Annotated in this window: 18 protein-coding genes; 10 read left to right on the forward strand and 8 right to left on the reverse strand. The window is 66.7% G+C overall.

Features of this window, described 5'->3' with window-relative positions; translation table 11 throughout:
* Positions 1–141: 141 nt before the first annotated feature.
* On the reverse strand, positions 142–402 hold the full coding sequence (locus tag VEC57_12945) for a hypothetical protein (GenBank protein ID HYC00033.1): 261 nt from the start codon (positions 400–402) through the stop codon (positions 142–144).
* A gap of 49 nt (positions 403–451) precedes the next feature.
* Positions 452–1,720, reverse strand: a complete 1,269-nt coding sequence (rlmD, locus tag VEC57_12950) for a 23S rRNA (uracil(1939)-C(5))-methyltransferase RlmD (GenBank protein ID HYC00034.1) — start codon at positions 1,718–1,720, stop codon at positions 452–454.
* Between the two features lie 95 nt (positions 1,721–1,815).
* Here rlmD and VEC57_12955 point away from each other — a divergent pair, with 95 nt between their 5' ends.
* Positions 1,816–2,547, forward strand: coding sequence for an MBL fold metallo-hydrolase (locus tag VEC57_12955; protein HYC00035.1), 732 nt, complete (start codon positions 1,816–1,818; stop codon positions 2,545–2,547).
* A gap of 154 nt (positions 2,548–2,701) precedes the next feature.
* Here VEC57_12955 and VEC57_12960 read toward each other — a convergent pair whose 3' ends face one another.
* A complete protein-coding gene (locus tag VEC57_12960; GenBank protein HYC00036.1) occupies positions 2,702–3,292 on the reverse strand; it encodes a CoA pyrophosphatase in 591 nt (196 codons plus the stop codon).
* Between the two features lie 75 nt (positions 3,293–3,367).
* Here VEC57_12960 and thiI point away from each other — a divergent pair, with 75 nt between their 5' ends.
* Positions 3,368–4,573 (forward strand): tRNA uracil 4-sulfurtransferase ThiI, encoded by a 1,206-nt coding sequence (thiI, locus tag VEC57_12965; GenBank protein HYC00037.1) that lies wholly within the window; start codon positions 3,368–3,370, stop codon positions 4,571–4,573.
* 3 nt (positions 4,574–4,576) lie between these two features.
* On the opposite strand, the gene VEC57_12970 is transcribed toward thiI, so the two are convergent.
* A complete protein-coding gene (locus tag VEC57_12970) occupies positions 4,577–5,044 on the reverse strand; it encodes a DUF721 domain-containing protein (GenBank protein HYC00038.1) in 468 nt (155 codons plus the stop codon).
* Positions 5,045–5,487: 443 nt separating this feature from the next.
* Between VEC57_12970 and VEC57_12975 the strand changes: the two genes are divergently transcribed.
* Positions 5,488–8,184, forward strand: a complete 2,697-nt coding sequence (locus tag VEC57_12975) for a vitamin B12-dependent ribonucleotide reductase (protein ID HYC00039.1) — start codon at positions 5,488–5,490, stop codon at positions 8,182–8,184.
* Between the two features lie 97 nt (positions 8,185–8,281).
* Here VEC57_12975 and VEC57_12980 read toward each other — a convergent pair whose 3' ends face one another.
* Complete coding sequence (locus VEC57_12980; protein ID HYC00040.1) at positions 8,282–8,596, reverse strand: septum formation initiator family protein; 315 nt, start codon at positions 8,594–8,596, stop codon at positions 8,282–8,284.
* Positions 8,597–8,737: 141 nt separating this feature from the next.
* Between VEC57_12980 and eno the strand changes: the two genes are divergently transcribed.
* The 3 genes from eno (at position 8,738) to VEC57_12995 (ending at position 11,241) form a co-directional block, all read left to right on the forward strand.
* Complete coding sequence (eno, locus tag VEC57_12985; GenBank protein ID HYC00041.1) at positions 8,738–10,012, forward strand: phosphopyruvate hydratase; 1,275 nt, start codon at positions 8,738–8,740, stop codon at positions 10,010–10,012.
* A gap of 258 nt (positions 10,013–10,270) precedes the next feature.
* Complete coding sequence (locus tag VEC57_12990; GenBank protein HYC00042.1) at positions 10,271–10,477, forward strand: hypothetical protein; 207 nt, start codon at positions 10,271–10,273, stop codon at positions 10,475–10,477.
* A 428-nt stretch (positions 10,478–10,905) separates the two neighbouring features.
* Entirely contained in the window at positions 10,906–11,241 is a 336-nt protein-coding gene (locus VEC57_12995; GenBank protein ID HYC00043.1) for an SCP2 sterol-binding domain-containing protein, read from the forward strand.
* 245 nt (positions 11,242–11,486) lie between these two features.
* On the opposite strand, the gene VEC57_13000 is transcribed toward VEC57_12995, so the two are convergent.
* From VEC57_13000 to VEC57_13010, 3 genes are all read right to left on the reverse strand, one after another.
* On the reverse strand, positions 11,487–12,836 hold the full coding sequence (locus VEC57_13000; protein ID HYC00044.1) for a patatin-like phospholipase family protein: 1,350 nt from the start codon (positions 12,834–12,836) through the stop codon (positions 11,487–11,489).
* Positions 12,837–12,899: 63 nt separating this feature from the next.
* Positions 12,900–13,661 carry a nucleotidyltransferase family protein gene (locus VEC57_13005; protein HYC00045.1) on the reverse strand — a complete coding sequence of 254 codons (762 nt, stop codon included), beginning with the start codon at positions 13,659–13,661 and terminating at the stop codon, positions 12,900–12,902.
* 16 nt (positions 13,662–13,677) lie between these two features.
* Positions 13,678–14,757, reverse strand: coding sequence for a phosphotransferase (locus tag VEC57_13010; GenBank protein ID HYC00046.1), 1,080 nt, complete (start codon positions 14,755–14,757; stop codon positions 13,678–13,680).
* A 297-nt stretch (positions 14,758–15,054) separates the two neighbouring features.
* Between VEC57_13010 and VEC57_13015 the strand changes: the two genes are divergently transcribed.
* Genes VEC57_13015 through nuoE form a run of 4 tightly spaced genes read left to right on the forward strand, consistent with a single transcriptional unit; the run spans position 15,055 to position 17,722 of the window.
* The gene (locus VEC57_13015) at positions 15,055–15,408 is read left to right on the forward strand and encodes an NADH-quinone oxidoreductase subunit A (GenBank protein ID HYC00047.1); all 354 of its coding nucleotides are present in this window, start codon (positions 15,055–15,057) and stop codon (positions 15,406–15,408) included.
* Positions 15,399–15,935, forward strand: a complete 537-nt coding sequence (locus VEC57_13020; protein ID HYC00048.1) for an NADH-quinone oxidoreductase subunit C — start codon at positions 15,399–15,401, stop codon at positions 15,933–15,935. The genes VEC57_13015 and VEC57_13020 overlap by 10 nt, the downstream gene beginning before the upstream one ends.
* A gap of 16 nt (positions 15,936–15,951) precedes the next feature.
* Complete coding sequence (locus VEC57_13025) at positions 15,952–17,169, forward strand: NADH-quinone oxidoreductase subunit D (GenBank protein HYC00049.1); 1,218 nt, start codon at positions 15,952–15,954, stop codon at positions 17,167–17,169.
* A 25-nt stretch (positions 17,170–17,194) separates the two neighbouring features.
* Positions 17,195–17,722, forward strand: a complete 528-nt coding sequence (gene nuoE / locus VEC57_13030; protein HYC00050.1) for an NADH-quinone oxidoreductase subunit NuoE — start codon at positions 17,195–17,197, stop codon at positions 17,720–17,722.
* Positions 17,723–17,734 lie beyond the last annotated feature (12 nt).

The following is a 17,734-nucleotide window of genomic DNA, read 5'->3' on the forward strand; positions in this document are numbered from 1 at the left end:
CGGGCCCGTTCACGTCGCAGGCGCGCTCGGTGGCGGATCCGCAAAATCACTCAGCGGCCGAATCGTCGTGTTTGGCGAAGACGGGGCGCGTCGCCGGACTCGGGGCGGACCGTGGGGTGCCCCGCTGGAAAGCAGCGAATTCTACTCGACGTCTTCGCCGAAGTGCGCCCGTGCGATGCGGGCCTTGAGGTATTCGAGGGTGCCGAGGTCCTCGATGATGTCGCCCCCGGTGTCGTAGAAGAAAATCTCGCCGTCCTTGTTGCGGCCCACCGCCACCAGCCATTCGAGCTCGTCGCGGTCTTCGAGCAGGTAGTTGATGGCCTGCGAGACGCCCTTTCCCGGAATGATCGTGATCTTGGTGCGGGGAGCCGTGGATTTTGCTGCAGGCGTCTTTTTCTTCATGGGCCGGTCTCCCGGTGCGTGCGAAGCCGAGCGTAGGAGCGGGTCCGGCTCATGTCAACTCTAGGGTGCACACGGTTTCGACGTGGAAAGTGTGCGGAAACATGTCGATCGGGCACGCCTCCTTCAGGCGATAACCATGCTCGGCGGCAATGCGCAGATCGCGCGCCAGCGTCGTCGGATTGCACGAGACGTAAACCCATCGCGGTGCCCCGAGACGCGCGCACGGCGCGGCTGCGTCGGTCAGTCCGCTGCGCGGCGGATCGACGACGAGCACATCGGGGCGTACCGCCGCCTTCTCCAGGTAGTCACCTGCGCGCGCCGCGACGAAGCGCACGTTGGCCAGGCCCGCAGCACGCGCCGAAGCGCGGCCCGTCTCCACCGCCGTTCGATCCTCGTCGACCGCGGTCAGGCGCCCGGAGCGCCGTGCGAGGGCGAGCGAGAAATTGCCGGCGCCGGCGTAGAGCTCCAGGACGCTGGCGCCCGGCGCCGGCAGCGCGGCCTGCACCGTCTTCTCCACCAGCAGAAGATTTCCTTTCGTGTTGACCTGGCCGAACGAGGCGCCCGGCAGCTCGACGTCCACGCCCTCGGCGACCGTGAACACGCGTCGAACGTCGCCCCACTGTCTGCGCCAGCCACGCCCCTGCATGACGACGCCGCGGATGGGATTGGCGTGCTCGTCGACCACGCGCTGCGCCGCCACGGTGTCACCATGCCGCAGCCGGCCTCCGCTCTGGATGGCAAGGACCAGGCCCGGCAGGCGCCCGCGCGTGGCGATCTCGACGCGCATCACGCGCGTGGCCAGTGAGGCTACGAAGGCCTCGATCTGCGGAAGCGCCGCGCGAATCGGCTCTTCGGCCAGAAGGCAGTCGGCTACCGGCACCAGCCGATTGGTCCGGGCCTGGTAGAAGCCGATGCGGGCGTCCTGGAAGCGCAGGCTCAGGCGATTGCGGTACCCGAACAGCTCGGGGGACGGCAACACCTCGCGCACGGGAGGCTCGTGGATCGCGCCGATGCGCTCGAGCGCGTCCACCACGGCCCGTTTCTTGGCGGCCAGCTGGGCGGCATAGTCCACCTGCTGCCAGGGGCAGCCTCCGCACTGCTCGACGATCGGACACGGCGGCGCCACACGAGAAGGCCCGGGCTCGAGCACGTCCAGAGTGCGCGCCTGCAGATACGATCCCTGGTCGGCCGTCACCTGCGCGCGCACGCGGTCGCCGGGCGCGACTCCTTCGACGAAGACGACGCGCCCATCACCACTGCGAGCGACGCCGGCGCCGCCGAAGGCCAGAGACTCGATGGTCAGATCCAGCTCCACCATCGTACAAGTCGGTGCGGGAGCTGCCGTTTGCAACCGATGGCGCATTTCACCCCCGCCTTGACTTGCGGTCTTGCCAACCCGTACCCTGCCGAGTAGTGAAACTTACCGTCCTTGGCTCGGGGGATGCGTTTTGTGCCGCCGGCTCCCTACACAGCTGCAACGTCCTGGAGCATGGGGGCGGCAAGATCGTGCTCGAATGCGGCCCGGCCATCCTTGCCGGCCTCAAGCGCAACGGCTTCAATACCGGCGACATCGACGCGGTGGTGGTCTCCCACCTGCACGGCGACCACTTCGGCGGCATTCCGTTCCTGTTTCTCGAGTACCTGTTCGAGAACCCGCGCACGCGGCCGCTGACGCTGGTGGGCCCGCCCACCGTCCTCACGCGCAGCCTGGCCCTGTATGCTGGCTACTACCGCGAACTGCAGTCCTTCGAGCTGCCCTTCGAGATCAAGGTCTGCGAGATGCGGCCGGGCTCGCGCGCGGAAGTGGCCGGTTTCCAGATCGAATCGTTCCAGGTCCCGCACAACGCCGATCCGGTCGCGCTCGGCTATCACTTCACGTGCCCGGAAGGGCGGGTGCTTTTTTCGGGCGACTCGGCCTGGACCGAGGAGTTCATCCATCGGAGCCAGGACGTGGACCTGTTTCTGTGCGAGTGCTGCACGATGGAGCCGGCCACGCCCATGCACACCGCCTACACCGACCTGCTCGCGCACCGCGACCAGCTCGGCTGCAAGCGCCTGCTGCTGACCCACCTTGGCGAAGACGTGCGCGCGGCCGCCGAGTTCCGCTATGAGCGTGCCCGCGACGGCCTCATCATCGAATTCTGAAGCGACGCAACGGCGAATCCCGAAGCGACGGCGAATTCCGAAGCGACGCAACGAGCGCGGCCGCGGGCGTGTCTGCGGCGGACCGCGCCGCGCTCGCGCTTCGTGTCCGCCGTGGACATGCCCGTGGCCGCGCCCTCCTCGCGCGCGCCGCGGTTCAAGCCGAGCGGCGCATGCGCTCTTCGATCTCGTCGATGCGCTCGAGCAGGTTCATCGTGATCTGGTGCGTGGCGCCCCAGATCTCGTGCCGCCCCGCCGTGATGACGGAGATGTCGTAGTCGTTGCCGCCCCACTGCCGGACGCGCTGCGCGTGGTGACGCGGGTCGCGAAGCCGCTGCAACGGCACGTGAAAGACGTCGGCAACCTCGTCAGGGTTCGCACGGAACTGGTACCCTTGCGGCAGCAGTCCCACCCACGGCGTGATCACGTACTGCGTCGCCATCGTGTAGACGTCGTCCAGGCACCCGATGACCTGCACGTGCGAAGGATCGATCCCGATCTCCTCGGCGCTCTCCCGCAGCGCGCAGGAGACGAGGTCGTCGTCGTCGCTGCACATCTTGCCGCCGGGAAACGCGACCTGCCCTTTGTGGCTCGGCAGATGCTCGCTGCGCAGGGTGTAGATGATGTCGAAATCCTCCTCGGACGGCACGAGCGGGATCAGCACCGCGCACGGTATGGCCTCGGGCGCCGACAGCTTGCGCCGCGGCCGCCGGCGCAGATGCTCGGCGAGCTGTTGAGGAAGCGTCATCGAGCCAATGTGCGCAGGCTATGCGGGGTCTGCAAGCGGTCTGCACCGGGGGATCGTCTGCGCTAGGCTCCCTCGGTGACTGCCGACGTCATCGTTGCGCACTACAACGAGATCACGCTCAAGCTCGGGCACCGCTCCATCTTCGTGGCACGGCTCCTCGACAACGTGCGAAAAGCGCTCGCCGGGCTGCCCGTCGGTGCGGTGTCGCACAGCACGGGCCGCGTCGTCATCGAGCTCGCGGGCACCGGCGCCGACGCGGTCGTGCAGCGCCTGGTGGCGGTGCCGGGCATCGCCAACATCCTGCCCGCTCGCCGCCTGGAGCCGACGCTGGAGGCGCTCGACGCCGCCGTTGGCGAGGCGCTCGAGCATTGGCGGCCCTCAGGAAGCTTTGCGGTACGGGTGCGACGCGCCGACAAGCGCTTCCCCGTTTCCTCGCCGGAAGTGGGCGCGCGAGTGGGCGCGGCCATCGTTGCAGCCACTGCGGCGCGCGTCGATCTCGATCATCCCGACTCGGCAGTGCACGTCTTCATTCTGGCCGACCAGATTCTGCTCGCGTTCGAGCGCATCGAAGGCTGCGGAGGCCTGCCCGTTGGAAGCGCAGGACGGGTGGTGCTGCTGCTGTCGGGCGGCATCGATTCTCCGGTGGCCGGACTTCGCATGCAGCGTCGGGGCGCGCGCCTGGAGGCGGTGCACTTCCACAGCGCGCCGATGCTAAGCGCGGCAAGCCAGGAAAAGGCGCGGGCGCTGTGCGGGATCCTGGCGCGCGGACAGGGCTCGATCCGGCTGTCGCTGGTGCCGTTCGGCGAGACGCAGGCGCAGATCGTCGCCGCCGTCCCTCGCTCGCTACGCGTCGTGCTGTACCGGCGCATGATGATGCGCATCGCCAGCGAGTTCGGCCGCCGCGCGCGCGCCGGAGCCCTGGTGACCGGAGAGAGCCTCGGGCAGGTCGCATCGCAGACGCTGACCAACATGAGCGTGATCGAGCGTGCCGCGTCGATCTCGGTGCTGCGGCCGCTGGTGGGCATGGACAAGCTGGAGATCAGCCGCTACGCCGATCGCGAAGGCACCTTCGAGATCTCCATCCAGCCGGACCAGGACTGCTGCTCGCTGTTCGTTCCCAGGCATCCGGCGACCGCCGCCGATATGGACGAAGTGCTGGAAGCCGAGGCGCGGCTGGACACGGCGGCGATGGTGGAATCGTGCATCGACCGGGCGCGCGTGGAGTTCCTGGACGCGGTGTGGCCTGCGCATCGCTCGCCGGCTCGCGCGGCCATGACCTGAGGTTCAGCGCCGCTTGCGCGCGCTCGACCAGAGGCGTTCGAAGGCAGCGGTCAACTCGGGCCCGAGGCCCGGCGGCAAGTCGAGCTTGTTCGCATCGACGACTCGCGGCCTGGACGGCGGCGCCGCCGCCGGCCGCGAAGCGTCCTTTTTCTGCACCGGCGCATCCTCCTCGACGCGTCCGACCACGAAGAACAGCTCGCGCACCACCTCACGGCCCATTCGCTCGTTGAGGCGGCCGACGAGTTCCTTCTGCAGCAGGCTCAGCTCCTGCAGCCAGCTCGACGTCCGGACGGCGATCACCAGGCGCGTACCATCGAGGCGCACGGGCTGCGCATTGCGTGCGATGGTGGCGCCGACCACGTCATCCCAGGCCTGCCATACGCGGTAGTCATCGAGGCGTCGATGCAGGTTCAGGCGAGCCAGCGCCTGCTCCAGCACGCTCGACAGACGGATGGGCCCGGCACCCTTCACCAGCGGCCTCCGCGCCAGGAAGGATGCCCGCCATCGTCGTCGGCGGCTGCGAGATCGTGTCGCAACGAGGTCACGCGCCGCCTCCTATCAGAGCGCCGCCCTGGCGCCCAGGCATCGACATGGACGACCGGCGCAAGGGGGGACGGAAACGCACAATTCTCCCGTGTCCGCACAGGGCCGAAATTGCCCGACTCATGTCGGATGAAGTACGTCCCCCCATCGCTGATCATTTTCGGCCGCGGGGCTTGGCTGCCGGCGCCGGCAGGGGTACAAATCACAATATATTGTGGTATGGCGGTCCTCGGCGTCTATGGAATGTGTAGCTCCTTCCGGCAAGTGCGTTACCATCGAAACGGCAATAGTGGCGAAAGTTCGGAGAACCGCCTGGAGAATCTATGGATGAGAAAGCAGCTCGCGTAGTCGGAACAGAGGTGGAGCAGGCGATGTCGACCAGGACGGGGCGCGGCCTCAGCTTTTCGCGCCGGCTGTCCAAGGCAGGAGTCGATCCCTACAGCACGGTGGAGTGGGAGCTGCGAGATGCCGTCATCCAGGGAGAGGGCGGCAAGGTCGTCTTCGAGCAGCGCGGCGTCGAGTTCCCTGCCAACTGGTCGCAGCTGGCCACCAATGTCGTCGCATCCAAGTATTTCCGCGGCCCGCTCGGCAGCCCGCAGCGCGAGACCAGCGTCCGCCAGCTCATCGGCCGCGTCGTCACCACCATCGTGGGCTGGGGCGAGGCACAGGGATACTTCGCCGACCTCGTCGCGCGCGACATCTTCCGCGACGAGCTCACGCACCTGATGCTCGAGCAGTACGCCTGCTTCAACAGCCCGGTATGGTTCAACGTCGGCGTGGAGGCCCGGCCGCAGTGCTCGGCCTGCTTCATCCTGTCGGTCGACGACACGATGGACTCGATCCTGGACTGGTACCGCAAGGAAGGCGTGATCTTCAAAGGCGGCTCGGGCTCGGGCGTCAACCTCTCGCGCATCCGCTCGTCCAAAGAGGAGCTCGGCGGCGGCGGCACAGCCTCCGGCCCCGTCTCCTTCATGCGCGCCGCCGACGCCTCGGCCGGCGTGATCAAGTCGGGCGGCAAGACTCGCCGTGCGGCCAAGATGGTCGTGCTCAACGTCGACCATCCGGACGTCGAGGAGTTCATCTGTTGCAAGGCCGAGGAAGAAAAGAAGGCCTGGGCGCTGATCGATGCCGGCTACGACGGCGCCATCGACGGCACCGCCTACGGATCCGTCTTCTTCCAGAACGCGAACAACTCGGTGCGGGTCACCGACGATTTCATGCGCGCGGTGGCCGTCGACGGCCCCTGGAGCACGCGGCAGGTGCTGTCGGGGCAGCCGGCGCAGACCTACAGGGCGCGCGACCTGTGGCGCAAGATCGCCGAGAACGCCCATTTCTGCGGCGATCCGGGGCTGCAGTTCGATACGACCATCAACGACTGGCACACCTGCCCCAACACGGGCCGCATCAACGCGTCCAATCCGTGCAGCGAGTACATGCACCTGGACAACTCGGCCTGTAACCTGGCGTCGCTGAACCTGATGAAGTTCACCGATGCCTCGGGCCGCTTCGAGGTGGAATCCTTCGCGCATGCGGTGGACCTCCTGATCACGGCGCAGGACATCCTGGTCGACAATTCGAGCTACCCGACCGACGAGATCGGCAAGACCGCCCGCGAGTACCGCCAGCTCGGCCTCGGCTACGCCAACCTCGGCGCGCTGCTGATGTCGATGGGCCTTCCCTACGACTCCGACGCCGGCCGCGCCTATTCGGCGGCCGTCACCTCCCTGATGTGCGGGCGCGCCTACGACCAGTCGACGAGGATCGCCGAGGCGATGGGACCCTACGCCGGGTACGCCGCCAACCGCGAGCCGCAGCTGCGCGTCATCGAGAAGCACCGCGAGAAGTCGCGCGCGATCGACTCGGCCTACGTGCCGCTGGACCTGCTCTCGGCCAGCCGCGACGTCTGGGACTCGGCACTGTCACGGGGCCGCACCCACGGCGTACGCAACTCGCAGGTGACGGTGCTGGCGCCGACCGGAACGATCGCGTTCATGATGGACTGCGACACCACCGGTGTGGAGCCCGACATCGCGCTGGTCAAGTACAAGAAGCTGGTCGGCGGCGGCATGCTCAAGTTCGTCAACACCACGGTGTCGCGGGCGCTGCGCAAGCTCGGCTACGAGACGAGGCAGGTCACCGACATCCTCGAGTACATCGACGAGCACGACACCATCGAAGGCGCGCCGCACCTGCTCGAGGAGCACCTCCCGGTCTTCGACTGCGCCTTCAAACCGCGCTCGGGCGTTCGCTCGATCGAGCCGCTCGGCCACATCCGCATGATGGGCGCGGTCCAGCCGTTCCTGTCGGGCGCGATCTCCAAGACCGTCAACATGCCCACCGACGCGACCATCGAGGATGTGGAGAACATCTACTTGGAGTCATGGCGGCTGGGGCTGAAGGCCGTGGCGATCTACCGGGACGGCTGCAAGCGAAGCCAGCCGCTCAACACCGGCACCGACGCCAAGAAGGAGAAGACGGCCGAGGCGGTCGAGGAGCCGGCGCGGCCGGTGCGCCATCGTCTCGGCGCCGATTGCCGCTCGATCCGCCACAAGTTCGATGTGGCCGGACACGAGGGCTACATCCACGTCGGCTTCTTCGAGGACGGCACCCCGGGCGAGATCTTCATCAAGATGGCCAAGGAGGGCTCGACCATCTCGGGCCTGATGGACACCATCGCCACGCTGACCTCGCTGTCGCTGCAGTACGGCGTGCCGCTGGAAGCGCTGGTGAACAAATTCGCACACGTGCGCTTCGAGCCCTCGGGCTTCACCAAGAACCCGGACATCCCGGTGGCCAAGAGCCTGACCGACTACATCTTCCGCTTCCTCGGCAGCCGCTTCCTCGGCGAGAACAAGGTCGAGGCCACGGTGGTGACCGAGTCTGGCGAGGTCAAGGCGCCGTCGGGACGGCCCGAGCTGAAGGTCGTCGAGGGCGGGCAGGGCAGGCCGACCGATCTGTTCCTTTCGCAGAGCGATGCGCCCACGTGCTCGGACTGCGGCTCCATCATGATCCGCAACGGCGCCTGCTATAAATGCCACAACTGCGGCGCCACCAGCGGCTGCTCGTAAACGTCGCGTGCCGGTCTGGCGCCTTTCCTCGGCAAAGGCGCCAGGCCGCGAGCGGGAGGAAGGGAAGAGGAGACTGCGAAGGAGTGCGTCGCTGGAGCTAACGGGCCGCCGCGGCCGCATCGGAGCCGGGCACGACGATCATGACCTCGCCCGGCCGCACCCAGTTCTGCGAGGTGCGAAGCTCGGTCTCCAGCGCGCGTGGATCGCTCTTGAGCGACTCGAGCCGCTCTTCCAGGGCGGCATTGGCCAGAATGCGCTCGTGCACCCGGTCCGAACGGTCGGCGACCTGGGCGCGCAGGGCGCGCAGGCCCGGAAGGCCGTACGGGCCGAGGAAAAGCGAGTACGCGAGCACGATGGCGCTGATCCCGAGCAGCCGCACCAGCCAGACGAAGACGGTATGGGACGAGCGCATTCTTGCCGAAGTCCTGCTCGCGACTCGCCGGCGCCAGCCGAGGTCGCCAGCGGCCGCGCTTGCGCAGCACGAGACGCGGCAACCATACACGCCGCGCACGGCTGCGGCGACTGAAATACGCATCACGGAGAAGGCAGGATCATGAGGATCGAGTCCGTTCACGCGCGCGAGATACTCGACTCGCGCGGCAACCCCACCATCGAAGCCGAGGTCCGCGTGGCGGGCGGCGCCATCGGGCGTGCCTGCGTTCCATCGGGCGCATCGACCGGCCAGCACGAGGCGCTCGAGCTGCGCGACGGCGACAAGAAGCGCTACGGCGGCAAGGGCGTGCTCAAGGCCGTGGCCAACGTGAACAAGACCATCGCCAAGGCCGTGACGGGGATGGACGTGCGCGATCAGGCGGCGGTGGACCGGCGGATGATCGAGCTCGACGGTACGCCCAACAAATCCGCACTCGGCGCCAATGCCATCCTGGCCGTGTCGCTGGCGGTGGCCCAGGCGGCCGCGGCTCACACCAGGCAGCCGCTGTTCCGGTCCATCGGAGGCAGCCGCGCCACAACGCTGCCGGTGCCGCTCATGAACATCGTCAACGGCGGCGCCCACGCCGACAACCGGCTCGACTTCCAAGAGTTCATGATCGTGCCGCACGGCGCCCGTACTTTCGCGGACGCTCTGCGCATGGGCGCCGAGATCTTCCAGGCGCTCAAGGCCGTGCTCCATGGGCGCAAGCAGAGCACCAACGTCGGCGACGAGGGCGGCTTCGCGCCCGACCTGAAGACCAACGACGAGGCCATCGAGGTGGTGCTCGAGGCAATCGAAAAAGCCGGTTATTCCGCGGGAAAACACGCATCTTTGGCGCTCGATGCGGCAGCCACGGAGCTGTGGGAGGACGGCCGCTACCACTTCAAGAAATCGGACGGCGGCCGGAAGACCTCCGACCAGATGATCAAGCTCTACGAGCGTCTGGTCGGCCGGTACCCGATCGTCTCCATCGAGGACGGCCTTGCCGAGGACGATTGGGACGGCTGGGTCCAGCTCACCAGGAAGCTCGGCAAGAAGGTCCAGCTGGTCGGCGACGACCTCTTCGTGACCAACAGCGAGCGCCTGCGCCGCGGCATCGATGTGCGTGCGGCCAATTCCATTCTGATCAAGGTCAACCAGATCGGGTCTCTGACCGAAACCCTCGAAGCCATCAAGACCGCCCGCAAGGCCGGCTACACCTCCGTCATCTCGCACCGCTCCGGCGAGACCGAGGACGCCACGATCGCCGATTTGTCGGTCGCCACCGGAGCCGGGCAGATCAAGACCGGATCTCTCTCGCGCGGCGAGAGGACCGCCAAGTACAACCAGCTCCTTCGCATCGAGGAGTCACTTGGGAAACGCGCGATTTACCCTGGAAAGAAGGCATTCGCGTGACGATCCGCCGCGCGCGTGAAGCCACCGGGAATGCTCGCCACGGCTGCGATCGAGCGCGCCAGCGCATCCTTCGAAGAGCTCGCGACGTCGAATCGACGACATCTCGACGTGTGCATAGGCGCCCATGCGAGTGCGTTTTTGTTGACTCCCGTGTCTCTGGGTCTCTATAATTCGTTCAGTGTGTAAGCTCGGTGTGCACACCGTTCGATGCTTCGCCTGCGAGGGTGTTCGCGGATAACAGCTGAAGGAGGCAAACCAATGGCTGGAAGAAAGAAGGCATCGAAGAAGAAGGGCGGCAAGAAGAAGGCCGCCAAGAAGGCTGGAAAGAAGAAGGGCGGCAAGAAGAAGGCCGCCAAGAAGAAGGCTGGCAAGCGCAAGGCCAGCAAGCGGAGTGCCGCTCCCGCTGCCGAGGGAGCTGCACCGAAGCGTCGTCGCACCGCGCGTCGTCGCACCGCGAAGAAGTAGTCCGACTCGTCGGACTTGTTCGTAGCCGGCTGGCCATCGGCCGGCGAGCAACGGGCTGAACGGTCGGCCGGTTGTCGAGGATAGAAAGGGAAAAACCAGGTACGAGCGCCCGGTTTCGTACCTAAAGCGAGCACCCACAGGCGAAGCAGGAACCCCACGGGGTTCGAAGAAGCCTCCCGGACCTTCCGGGAGGCTTTTTTCGTCGGGGCGCTGCTGCCGGTGCGGGCTGCTGCTTGGAGCCGGCAACGGACGGCGCGGGCCGCGGACGTGACCGTCACCGCGCGGGCAGCGTCGGCATCTGGCCGGATCCGAGGCGCGGAACGATGCGGCTGGTGTGAGGAGGCGCCCCCCGTGGTCGCCGTTGACATCGAGTCAGGTGTCCAATACTAGACCGCAAAATTCAGCGCCCCACGGAGGATCAACCACCCATGGCCGAGCAAGCAACGAGTGCGAAGCAAGTTTTCGAAGTGATGCCTTCGCGGTTCAACGCAGCCGCTGCCCAAGGCGTCAACGCCACCTATCAGTTCGATCTGACCGGCGACGGCGGCGGCACCTGGCAGGTCAAGGTCGCCAACGGCACCTGCGAGGTCAGCGAGGGCGCCCCGGGCCCGGCCAACATCACCATCACCATGGCTGCTTCGGACTACCTCGACATGATCAACGGCAAGCTGAACCCGCAGATGGCCTTCATGGGCGGCAAGCTGAAGATCAAGGGCGACATGAGCCTGGCCCTGAAGATGCAGCAGATCTTCCCGAACGCGTAAGCGTCGGGTCAGACCGCTCCAAGTGAAAGGGGCGCCTCCGAGAAGGAGGCGCCCCTTTTTTTTGATTCCGCCGGCGGGCATCAAGGGCGTGCCGGCCTCTCGCGTCTCGGCGGCGGGCACACTGAGCGCGGCCGCGTGTCCGCGGCGGGCCGCGCCGCGCTTCGCGCTTCGTGTCGGCCGCGGGCAAGCCCACGGCCGCGCTCTGCGAGGTAGCTCGGGCCGCTACCGACCGGCACTCCGTACGACTAGGCCACGCCGAGGTTGCGTCGCGGCACGTCGCGCAGCAGGACCTCGGCGCTGCTCTCGCCAAAGCTGCCGCGGTTCATCTTCTCCAGGCCTGCCCGCACTTCGCGGCGCGTCATCAGAATCCCGTACGAGCCGAGGATCTGCTTGATGATGTCGTAGTGGGTGTCGATGGAATGCGTCACCGACGTGTAGCCGCGACGGCCGGCGCGCGGGCCATCCCAGAGGGCCAGCGGGTTCATCCCGAACATGTGCACGTCGGTGTCGGCCGGCTCCACCACGATGATGTCGCCGTGGAACTGGTCGTTGTTCTGGTACTCGCGCAGTCCGTATTGCAGGCGCGTGTGGAGCAGGGTCCGGAAGACCTGATTGATCACGCCGACCATGCCCGAGTCGGCGATGGGCGTGCCCTCGCTGACCCATTCCCCCTTGTCGATGTCATAGCGCCGATGCACGCGATTGGAGAAGGGCCGGAACGGGTTGTAGCAGATGATCAGGTCGGCGCCGTGCTCGATGGCTACGTCGAGATTGGCCGTGCGGCGCACGCCACCGTCCACGTAGTCGATGCCGTTGATGCGCGCGGGCTTGTAGAAGCCCGGCAGCGCCGTCGAGGCCTGGATGGCCTGGGAGATCGTCGCCGACGAATCCGTGTTGTGCCCGAAGACGACCTGTTCGGCCGTGTCCAGGTTCATCGCGCAGATGTACAGCTCCTTGCCGACCTGCTCGTGGAAGGATTTGAAATCGTTCGGGATTCCATTGCGCTCGAAGTTCTCGCGCAGGTACAGCTCGATGTTGCTGTTGTCGAACAGGCCCGAGGGCAGGTAGTCCTGCGGCATCGGGATGCGGCCGGCCAGAAGCTCCTGCACGACCGGTGCCGCCACGTCCTGGAAGGTCGCCAGGGACGGGTTCCTCTGGAACAGCCGCACTGCCGGCCGCAGCTTCTCCACCAGATGCGGCGAACTGCCGATCATGCGCGAGAGCGTGCGCGGCACGTACAACGCCAGGTCGGCCACGAACGCGACCGGCTTGCGCGCGAGCTCTTCGTAGTTGGGCTGGTAGAAATGGCGAGGCAGGAACCGGGAGACGATGTTGGAACTGCCGTCGAGGGCCCGCAGCGTTTCGGACGGGGCCACGCCCGCGGCCAGAGGGGCCGACAGGAGCGCGCCGGCGCTCAGGCCCACGTAGAGATCGAAGTCGGTGGTCTTGCGGTTGATCAGGAAGTCGTCGAGCGCCTTCAGGCCACCGAGCTTGAAAGCGCCGCCGGTGACTGCACCACCGGCAAGCACCAGCGCGACCTTCGGATTTCGCTTGCGGGTCGAGAGGTCGCTCTTCTGGATGATGGTGATGCCCATGACCGTTGTGAACCTCGTCGGGGCGTCTGCGGCGCGGCGGCCGTGCCCCTTTATTGACGAAGTTTACATTTCGACGCTCTGCGTTGTCCAGGCCCCACCACTGCGCATCCCCAGCAGCGCTGCGGCTTCGGCGAGCTCCTGCGGCGTGCCGACGGTGATCCAGGTGCCGTCGAAGCGGTATCCATACATAGGCTGCTCGGCGACCAGCATCTGCGGGTAGGTCACGCGGGTGATCGAGAACGGCTCGGAGGGCGGCATGTAGTCGAACACCACCGGCTCCAGAACCTGCACTCCCGTGTACATGAAGGGCTCCAGGGGGTGCTGCGCGTTCGGGCGGACGTGCTGCAGGAACGCTCCAATGCGCCCGTCGGGCTCGGTGCGGATCAGCCCGAACTGCTCCATGCGATCATGCTTTTGCAGCACCAGCGTAGCGGCGGCGCGCCGCGCCAGGTGGAAATCGATCACTGCGCGCAGATCGACGTCGACGATCGTGTCGGAGTTGAGAGTGACGAACGTGCAATCGCCGAGAAGGCGTCTGGCGTCGCGGATGCCGCCGCCGGTGTCCTGCAGCGGATTCTCCGGGCTGTAGTCGATGGCCAGCCCGAAGCGCGCCCCGTCGCCGAGATGGTCGCGAATCTGATCGCCGAGGTGGTGGAGATTGACGACGACGCGACCGATGCCGGCGCTCGCCACGCACTCGAGCGCATACTCGATCAGCGGCTTGCCACCGACGTTGACCAGAGGCTTGGGCACCGTGTCGGTGAGGGGCCGCAGGCGCTCACCGCGTCCCGCGGCCAGCACCATGGCGCGGATCTCGTTGCTCATGCGCCGGCGGTCGAGATCACTGCGCGGCACCGATGCCGGCATCGGTGCCGTCACGGGCCGCCAGAGCGAACAGCTCGGCGGTGGCCGTCACGCCATCGGCGCAGGCCAGCAGCTGTCGTGCCGTCGAGCACACCACCGGCAGCATGGCTCGATACGCCGGCTTGCCCTTGACGTCGGCCAGGTAGTTGAAGCGGCCGACGACCTTCAGCACGCGCTGCAGCGCCAGCAGCATGTAGCTGGCGCGAGTCTCCTCGAAGCTGCCCAGGCGCCCGGCCGTCTGCTGCTCGTAGAATCGCAGCACGAGCCGGTCGGCGAGCGCCGGCACGATCAGCTCGGGCGTCATGCGGTCGGTCAGGAGCGAGGCGACGTCGTAGAGCGCCGGCGCCTGCAGCGCGTCCTGGAAGTCGATGAAGCGCAGGCGCCCCTGCCAGTAGTGGATGTTCCAGGCGTGGTAGTCGCGGTGGGCGAAGACGCGCGGAAGACGGTCGAGGCGCTGCGCGACGCAATGAAGCTCGCGGCGGCTGGCCTCGATCAGCGACGACGGCGCCGCGCCGAGGCCGAACTCGAGGAAATGCTCGAACTCCCACGTGAAGAGCCGCTCGTCGAAGGCCTGCGTGAAGGCGTAGCAGCCGCTGCCGTCGTCCACCGCACGCGCCTGCAGCGCGGCGATCTGGTCGAGCGCGCTGCCGAACAGCTCCTGCGCATCTCCGCTGCGGGCGGCGTCCCACAGCGGCACGTCGCCGACGTCTTCGAGCACGATCAGAGAAGAATCCGGCGCCACTCCGTAAAGCACGGGTAATGCATCCGTGTGGCGCGACAGGAAGCGCGCGACGTTGACGAAAGGCAGCTCCTTGGGACCACCCGCGCCGTAAACCGACAGCTCCTCCGACGACATCGCCACCGCCGAGTCCTGCAGGACCATGATGACGACGCTGGCGGGCGCGCCCCGGTCCGCGCCGCCGCTCAGCCAGGCGCGCAGATAGCTGCGAGTGGAGGCATCGCCGCGCAATGGCGCGATGCGCTCGACCGAGGCACCCGGCCAGTGCCTCGCGGCGACCTCGCTCGTGAAAGCGTGTGCCTTTCCCGCACCATCCATCGTTGCCGTTCCGATCGACCCTGCCTGCGCTTGCTGTACGCCTGCCGCACCAACACCCATGTTCCGCTCCACTTCGTCAGTCGTTGGCTGTTCGCCGTCACCGGAGGCCGCGCTCTCGACTCGCGCCGCGGCCACGCGCGGCAGGGCCACCCCATGCTTCGTACAGAGCCTTCCCGAGTGCGGCAAGAGCCACTTGCGCGTATTCCCGCTTTTTTGACATCGGCGCCTCCCCTGGCGATAAGGCGCGGTCGCCGGCGGACCTACGCTGCACCAGGCCGGCACGCCGGCAACTCCGACATGTCCGACTACATCTCCGTCCTGCTCACGCTGGTGCTTGGCGCCGTGATCGTCGGCGTCATGTGCAACCTGAACCGCCTGCTCGGCCCCCGCGTCAAGACGGCGATCAAGGGGGAGACCTTCGAATGCGGCAACGATCCCAGCGGACCGGGCTGGGGCCGTTTCTCCATCAAGTTCTACATGGTGGCCATCCTCTTCATCGTCTTCGATGTGGAGGTCGTCTTCATGTACCCGTGGGCGGCGATCTACCGGGAGCTGGGGCTGTTCGGGTTCGTGGAAATGGCCATTTTCGTCACGATCCTGGCCGTCGGCTACGTCTACGCGTGGCGCAAGGGAGCGCTGGAATGGCGCTAGACGCTTCCGAGCTCGCGGCGCGCATCGCACGCGGCGTCGACGCATCGGCCGCGCGGCCTTTCGAGACGCGGGAGTCGCCGGGCATCGAGGTCGCCTCGGCCAGCGTTGCCGAGGTACTGCGCTTCCTGCGCGACGAGCTCGGCTACGAGCTCTTCGTCGACATCACGGCGGTCGACTACGAGGCGCTGCACGGAACGATCGAGATCATCTACATAGTCCGGTCGTTGAAGGACGCGGGCAAGGTGGTGGTCAAGGCAGTGCTGGACGCGCGTGATCCGCACGTTCCCACGGCCGCCGGCATTTTCGCGGGCGCCAACTGGGCCGAGCGCGAGGTGTTCGACATGTTCGGCGTGCGTTTCGACGGCCATCCCGACCTGCGCCGCATCCTCATGTACCCGGAATTCGAAGGGCACCCGTTGCGCAAGAGCTACGCCTACCAGCATCGCCAGTCGCTGGTGCCCGAGCGAGATCCGATTGCGGAGCCCTGGCCGCGACGCAGAGCCGTTCCTGCGCCGTCGCAGAAGTGAGGCGAACAGGCAGACCATGAGCAGCGAGAACGTGAACAAGGAAGACGAGACGACGCTGGCCGATCCGCTCTCCGAGGTGATGGAGCTGCAGATGGGGCCGTCGCATCCGGCCTGTCACGGCACCATCAAGTTCAACCTGAAGCTGGACGGCGAGAACATCATGGTTCTCGACACCGAGGTCGGCTACCTGCACCGCGGATTCGAGAAGATGGTGGAGCAGGGAACCTGGGGCCAGGCGATTCCGTACACCGACCGGCTGAACTACGCCTCGCCGCTGATCAACAACTTCATCTTCTGCGAGACCGTCGAGCGCCTGTGCGGCATCACCGTGCCCGAGCGCGCGTCCTACCTGCGCGTGATCCTGTCGGAATGCTCTCGCATCGCCGATCATCTGACCTGCCTCGGCATGGGCGCCACCGAGCTCGGCGCCTTCAGCGCCGGCTTCTACATGAACGAGGCTCGCGAGCTGCTCTACAACCTCAATTCCTGCGTCACCGGAGCGCGCGTCACGGTCAGCTACGGCCGCGTCGGCGGATTGGCCCGCGACGTCCCCGAGGACTTCGAGCGGATGGTGCGCGACGCGATGAAGCGCACCGACGAGGTGCTGGGCGACGCGGAGAAGCTGCTCGAGCGCAACCGCATCTTCACCGATCGCATGGTCGGCATCGGCATCATGTCGCAGGAGACGGCCAAGAGCTTCGGCATCACCGGCCCCATGCTGCGCGCCACCGGGATCGCGTACGATCTGCGCAAGGCCGCGCCCTACATGGTCTACGACCGTCTCGACTTCGACGTGCCCGTGGGCACCAAGGGCGACAACTTCGACCGCTTCGCGGTCCGCTTCGAGGAAGTGAAGCAGTCGATGCGCATCATCGACCAGGCGCTGAAGCAGCTTCCGGGCGGGCCGATCATCGTCGACAACCCGCTCTACGTCCTGCCCGACAAGAAGGATGTCTACACGAACATCGAAGGGCTGATGAACCACTTCAAGATCGTCATCGAGGGCATTCGCGTGCCGGCCGGTGAGATCTATTTCGCGGGTGAGGGCGCCAACGGCGAGCTGGGCTTCTACATCGTCAGCGACGGCAGCGGACGGCCCTACCGCGTGCGCGTGCGGCCGCCGTGCTTCTACGGAATGGCTTCACTGGAGAGCATGGCCAAGGGCCACATGGTCTCCGACCTCGTCGCGATCTTCGGAATGGTCAACATGATCGGCGGAGAGTGCGACCGCTGAGTCGGACCCACTGGCAGTCCAGGAAATGTCGCAGCAGGCAACGACCACCAAGGCGCAGTCCACCGGACCCGTCGCGTTCTCTCCGCAGGCGCTGGCCGAGTATCAGGAGATCCTGACGCATTATCCGGAACGGCGCGCGGCGCTGATGACGGTGCTTTGGCTGGCGCAGCGCGAGTTCGGCTGGATCAGCCCGCAGGTCGAGGAGTACATCGCCAGGCTCATGGATCTGCCGCGTGCGTGGGTCGAGGGCGTGGTCAGCTTCTACACGATGTACTACCGGCGTCCGATGGGGCGGTACCACCTGCAGGTCTGCACCAACCTGTCCTGCTACCTGCGCGGCGCCGAGGACATCTACAACGCGATCTCGCAGCGCCTCGACATCAGCCATGGACAGACGACCCCGGACGGCAAATTCTCGCTCGACCGCGTCGAGTGCCTCGGCTCCTGCGGCACGGCGCCGATGCTGCAGCTCGGCGACCGTTTCCACGAAAACCTGACGGTGGCGCAGGTCCTCGAGATGCTCGACAAGCTCGAGCGCGGCGAAAAGCTCTAGGCCGGCGAGGCA

The organism is Candidatus Limnocylindrales bacterium (genome assembly GCA_035626395.1).
Classification (GTDB): domain Bacteria; phylum Desulfobacterota; class Binatia; order UBA1149; family CAITLU01; genus DASPNH01.

Excerpts from the sequence above, each read along its gene's own strand:
- VEC57_12945 (HYC00033.1), bottom strand. The coding sequence starts at position 402 with ATGAAGAAAAAGACGCCTGCAGCAAAATCCACGGCTCCCCGCACCAAG.
- rlmD (HYC00034.1), bottom strand. The coding sequence starts at position 1,720 with ATGGTGGAGCTGGATCTGACCATCGAGTCTCTGGCCTTCGGCGGCGCC.
- VEC57_12960 (HYC00036.1), bottom strand. The coding sequence starts at position 3,292 with ATGACGCTTCCTCAACAGCTCGCCGAGCATCTGCGCCGGCGGCCGCGG.
- VEC57_12975 (HYC00039.1), top strand. The coding sequence starts at position 5,488 with ATGTCGACCAGGACGGGGCGCGGCCTCAGCTTTTCGCGCCGGCTGTCC.
- VEC57_12980 (HYC00040.1), bottom strand. The coding sequence starts at position 8,596 with ATGCGCTCGTCCCATACCGTCTTCGTCTGGCTGGTGCGGCTGCTCGGG.
- eno (HYC00041.1), top strand. The coding sequence starts at position 8,738 with ATGAGGATCGAGTCCGTTCACGCGCGCGAGATACTCGACTCGCGCGGC.
- VEC57_12990 (HYC00042.1), top strand. The coding sequence starts at position 10,271 with ATGGCTGGAAGAAAGAAGGCATCGAAGAAGAAGGGCGGCAAGAAGAAG.
- VEC57_12995 (HYC00043.1), top strand. The coding sequence starts at position 10,906 with ATGGCCGAGCAAGCAACGAGTGCGAAGCAAGTTTTCGAAGTGATGCCT.
- VEC57_13000 (HYC00044.1), bottom strand. The coding sequence starts at position 12,836 with ATGGGCATCACCATCATCCAGAAGAGCGACCTCTCGACCCGCAAGCGA.
- VEC57_13005 (HYC00045.1), bottom strand. The coding sequence starts at position 13,661 with ATGAGCAACGAGATCCGCGCCATGGTGCTGGCCGCGGGACGCGGTGAG.
- VEC57_13010 (HYC00046.1), bottom strand. The coding sequence starts at position 14,757 with ATGGATGGTGCGGGAAAGGCACACGCTTTCACGAGCGAGGTCGCCGCG.
- VEC57_13015 (HYC00047.1), top strand. The coding sequence starts at position 15,055 with ATGTCCGACTACATCTCCGTCCTGCTCACGCTGGTGCTTGGCGCCGTG.
- VEC57_13020 (HYC00048.1), top strand. The coding sequence starts at position 15,399 with ATGGCGCTAGACGCTTCCGAGCTCGCGGCGCGCATCGCACGCGGCGTC.
- VEC57_13025 (HYC00049.1), top strand. The coding sequence starts at position 15,952 with ATGAGCAGCGAGAACGTGAACAAGGAAGACGAGACGACGCTGGCCGAT.
- nuoE (HYC00050.1), top strand. The coding sequence starts at position 17,195 with ATGTCGCAGCAGGCAACGACCACCAAGGCGCAGTCCACCGGACCCGTC.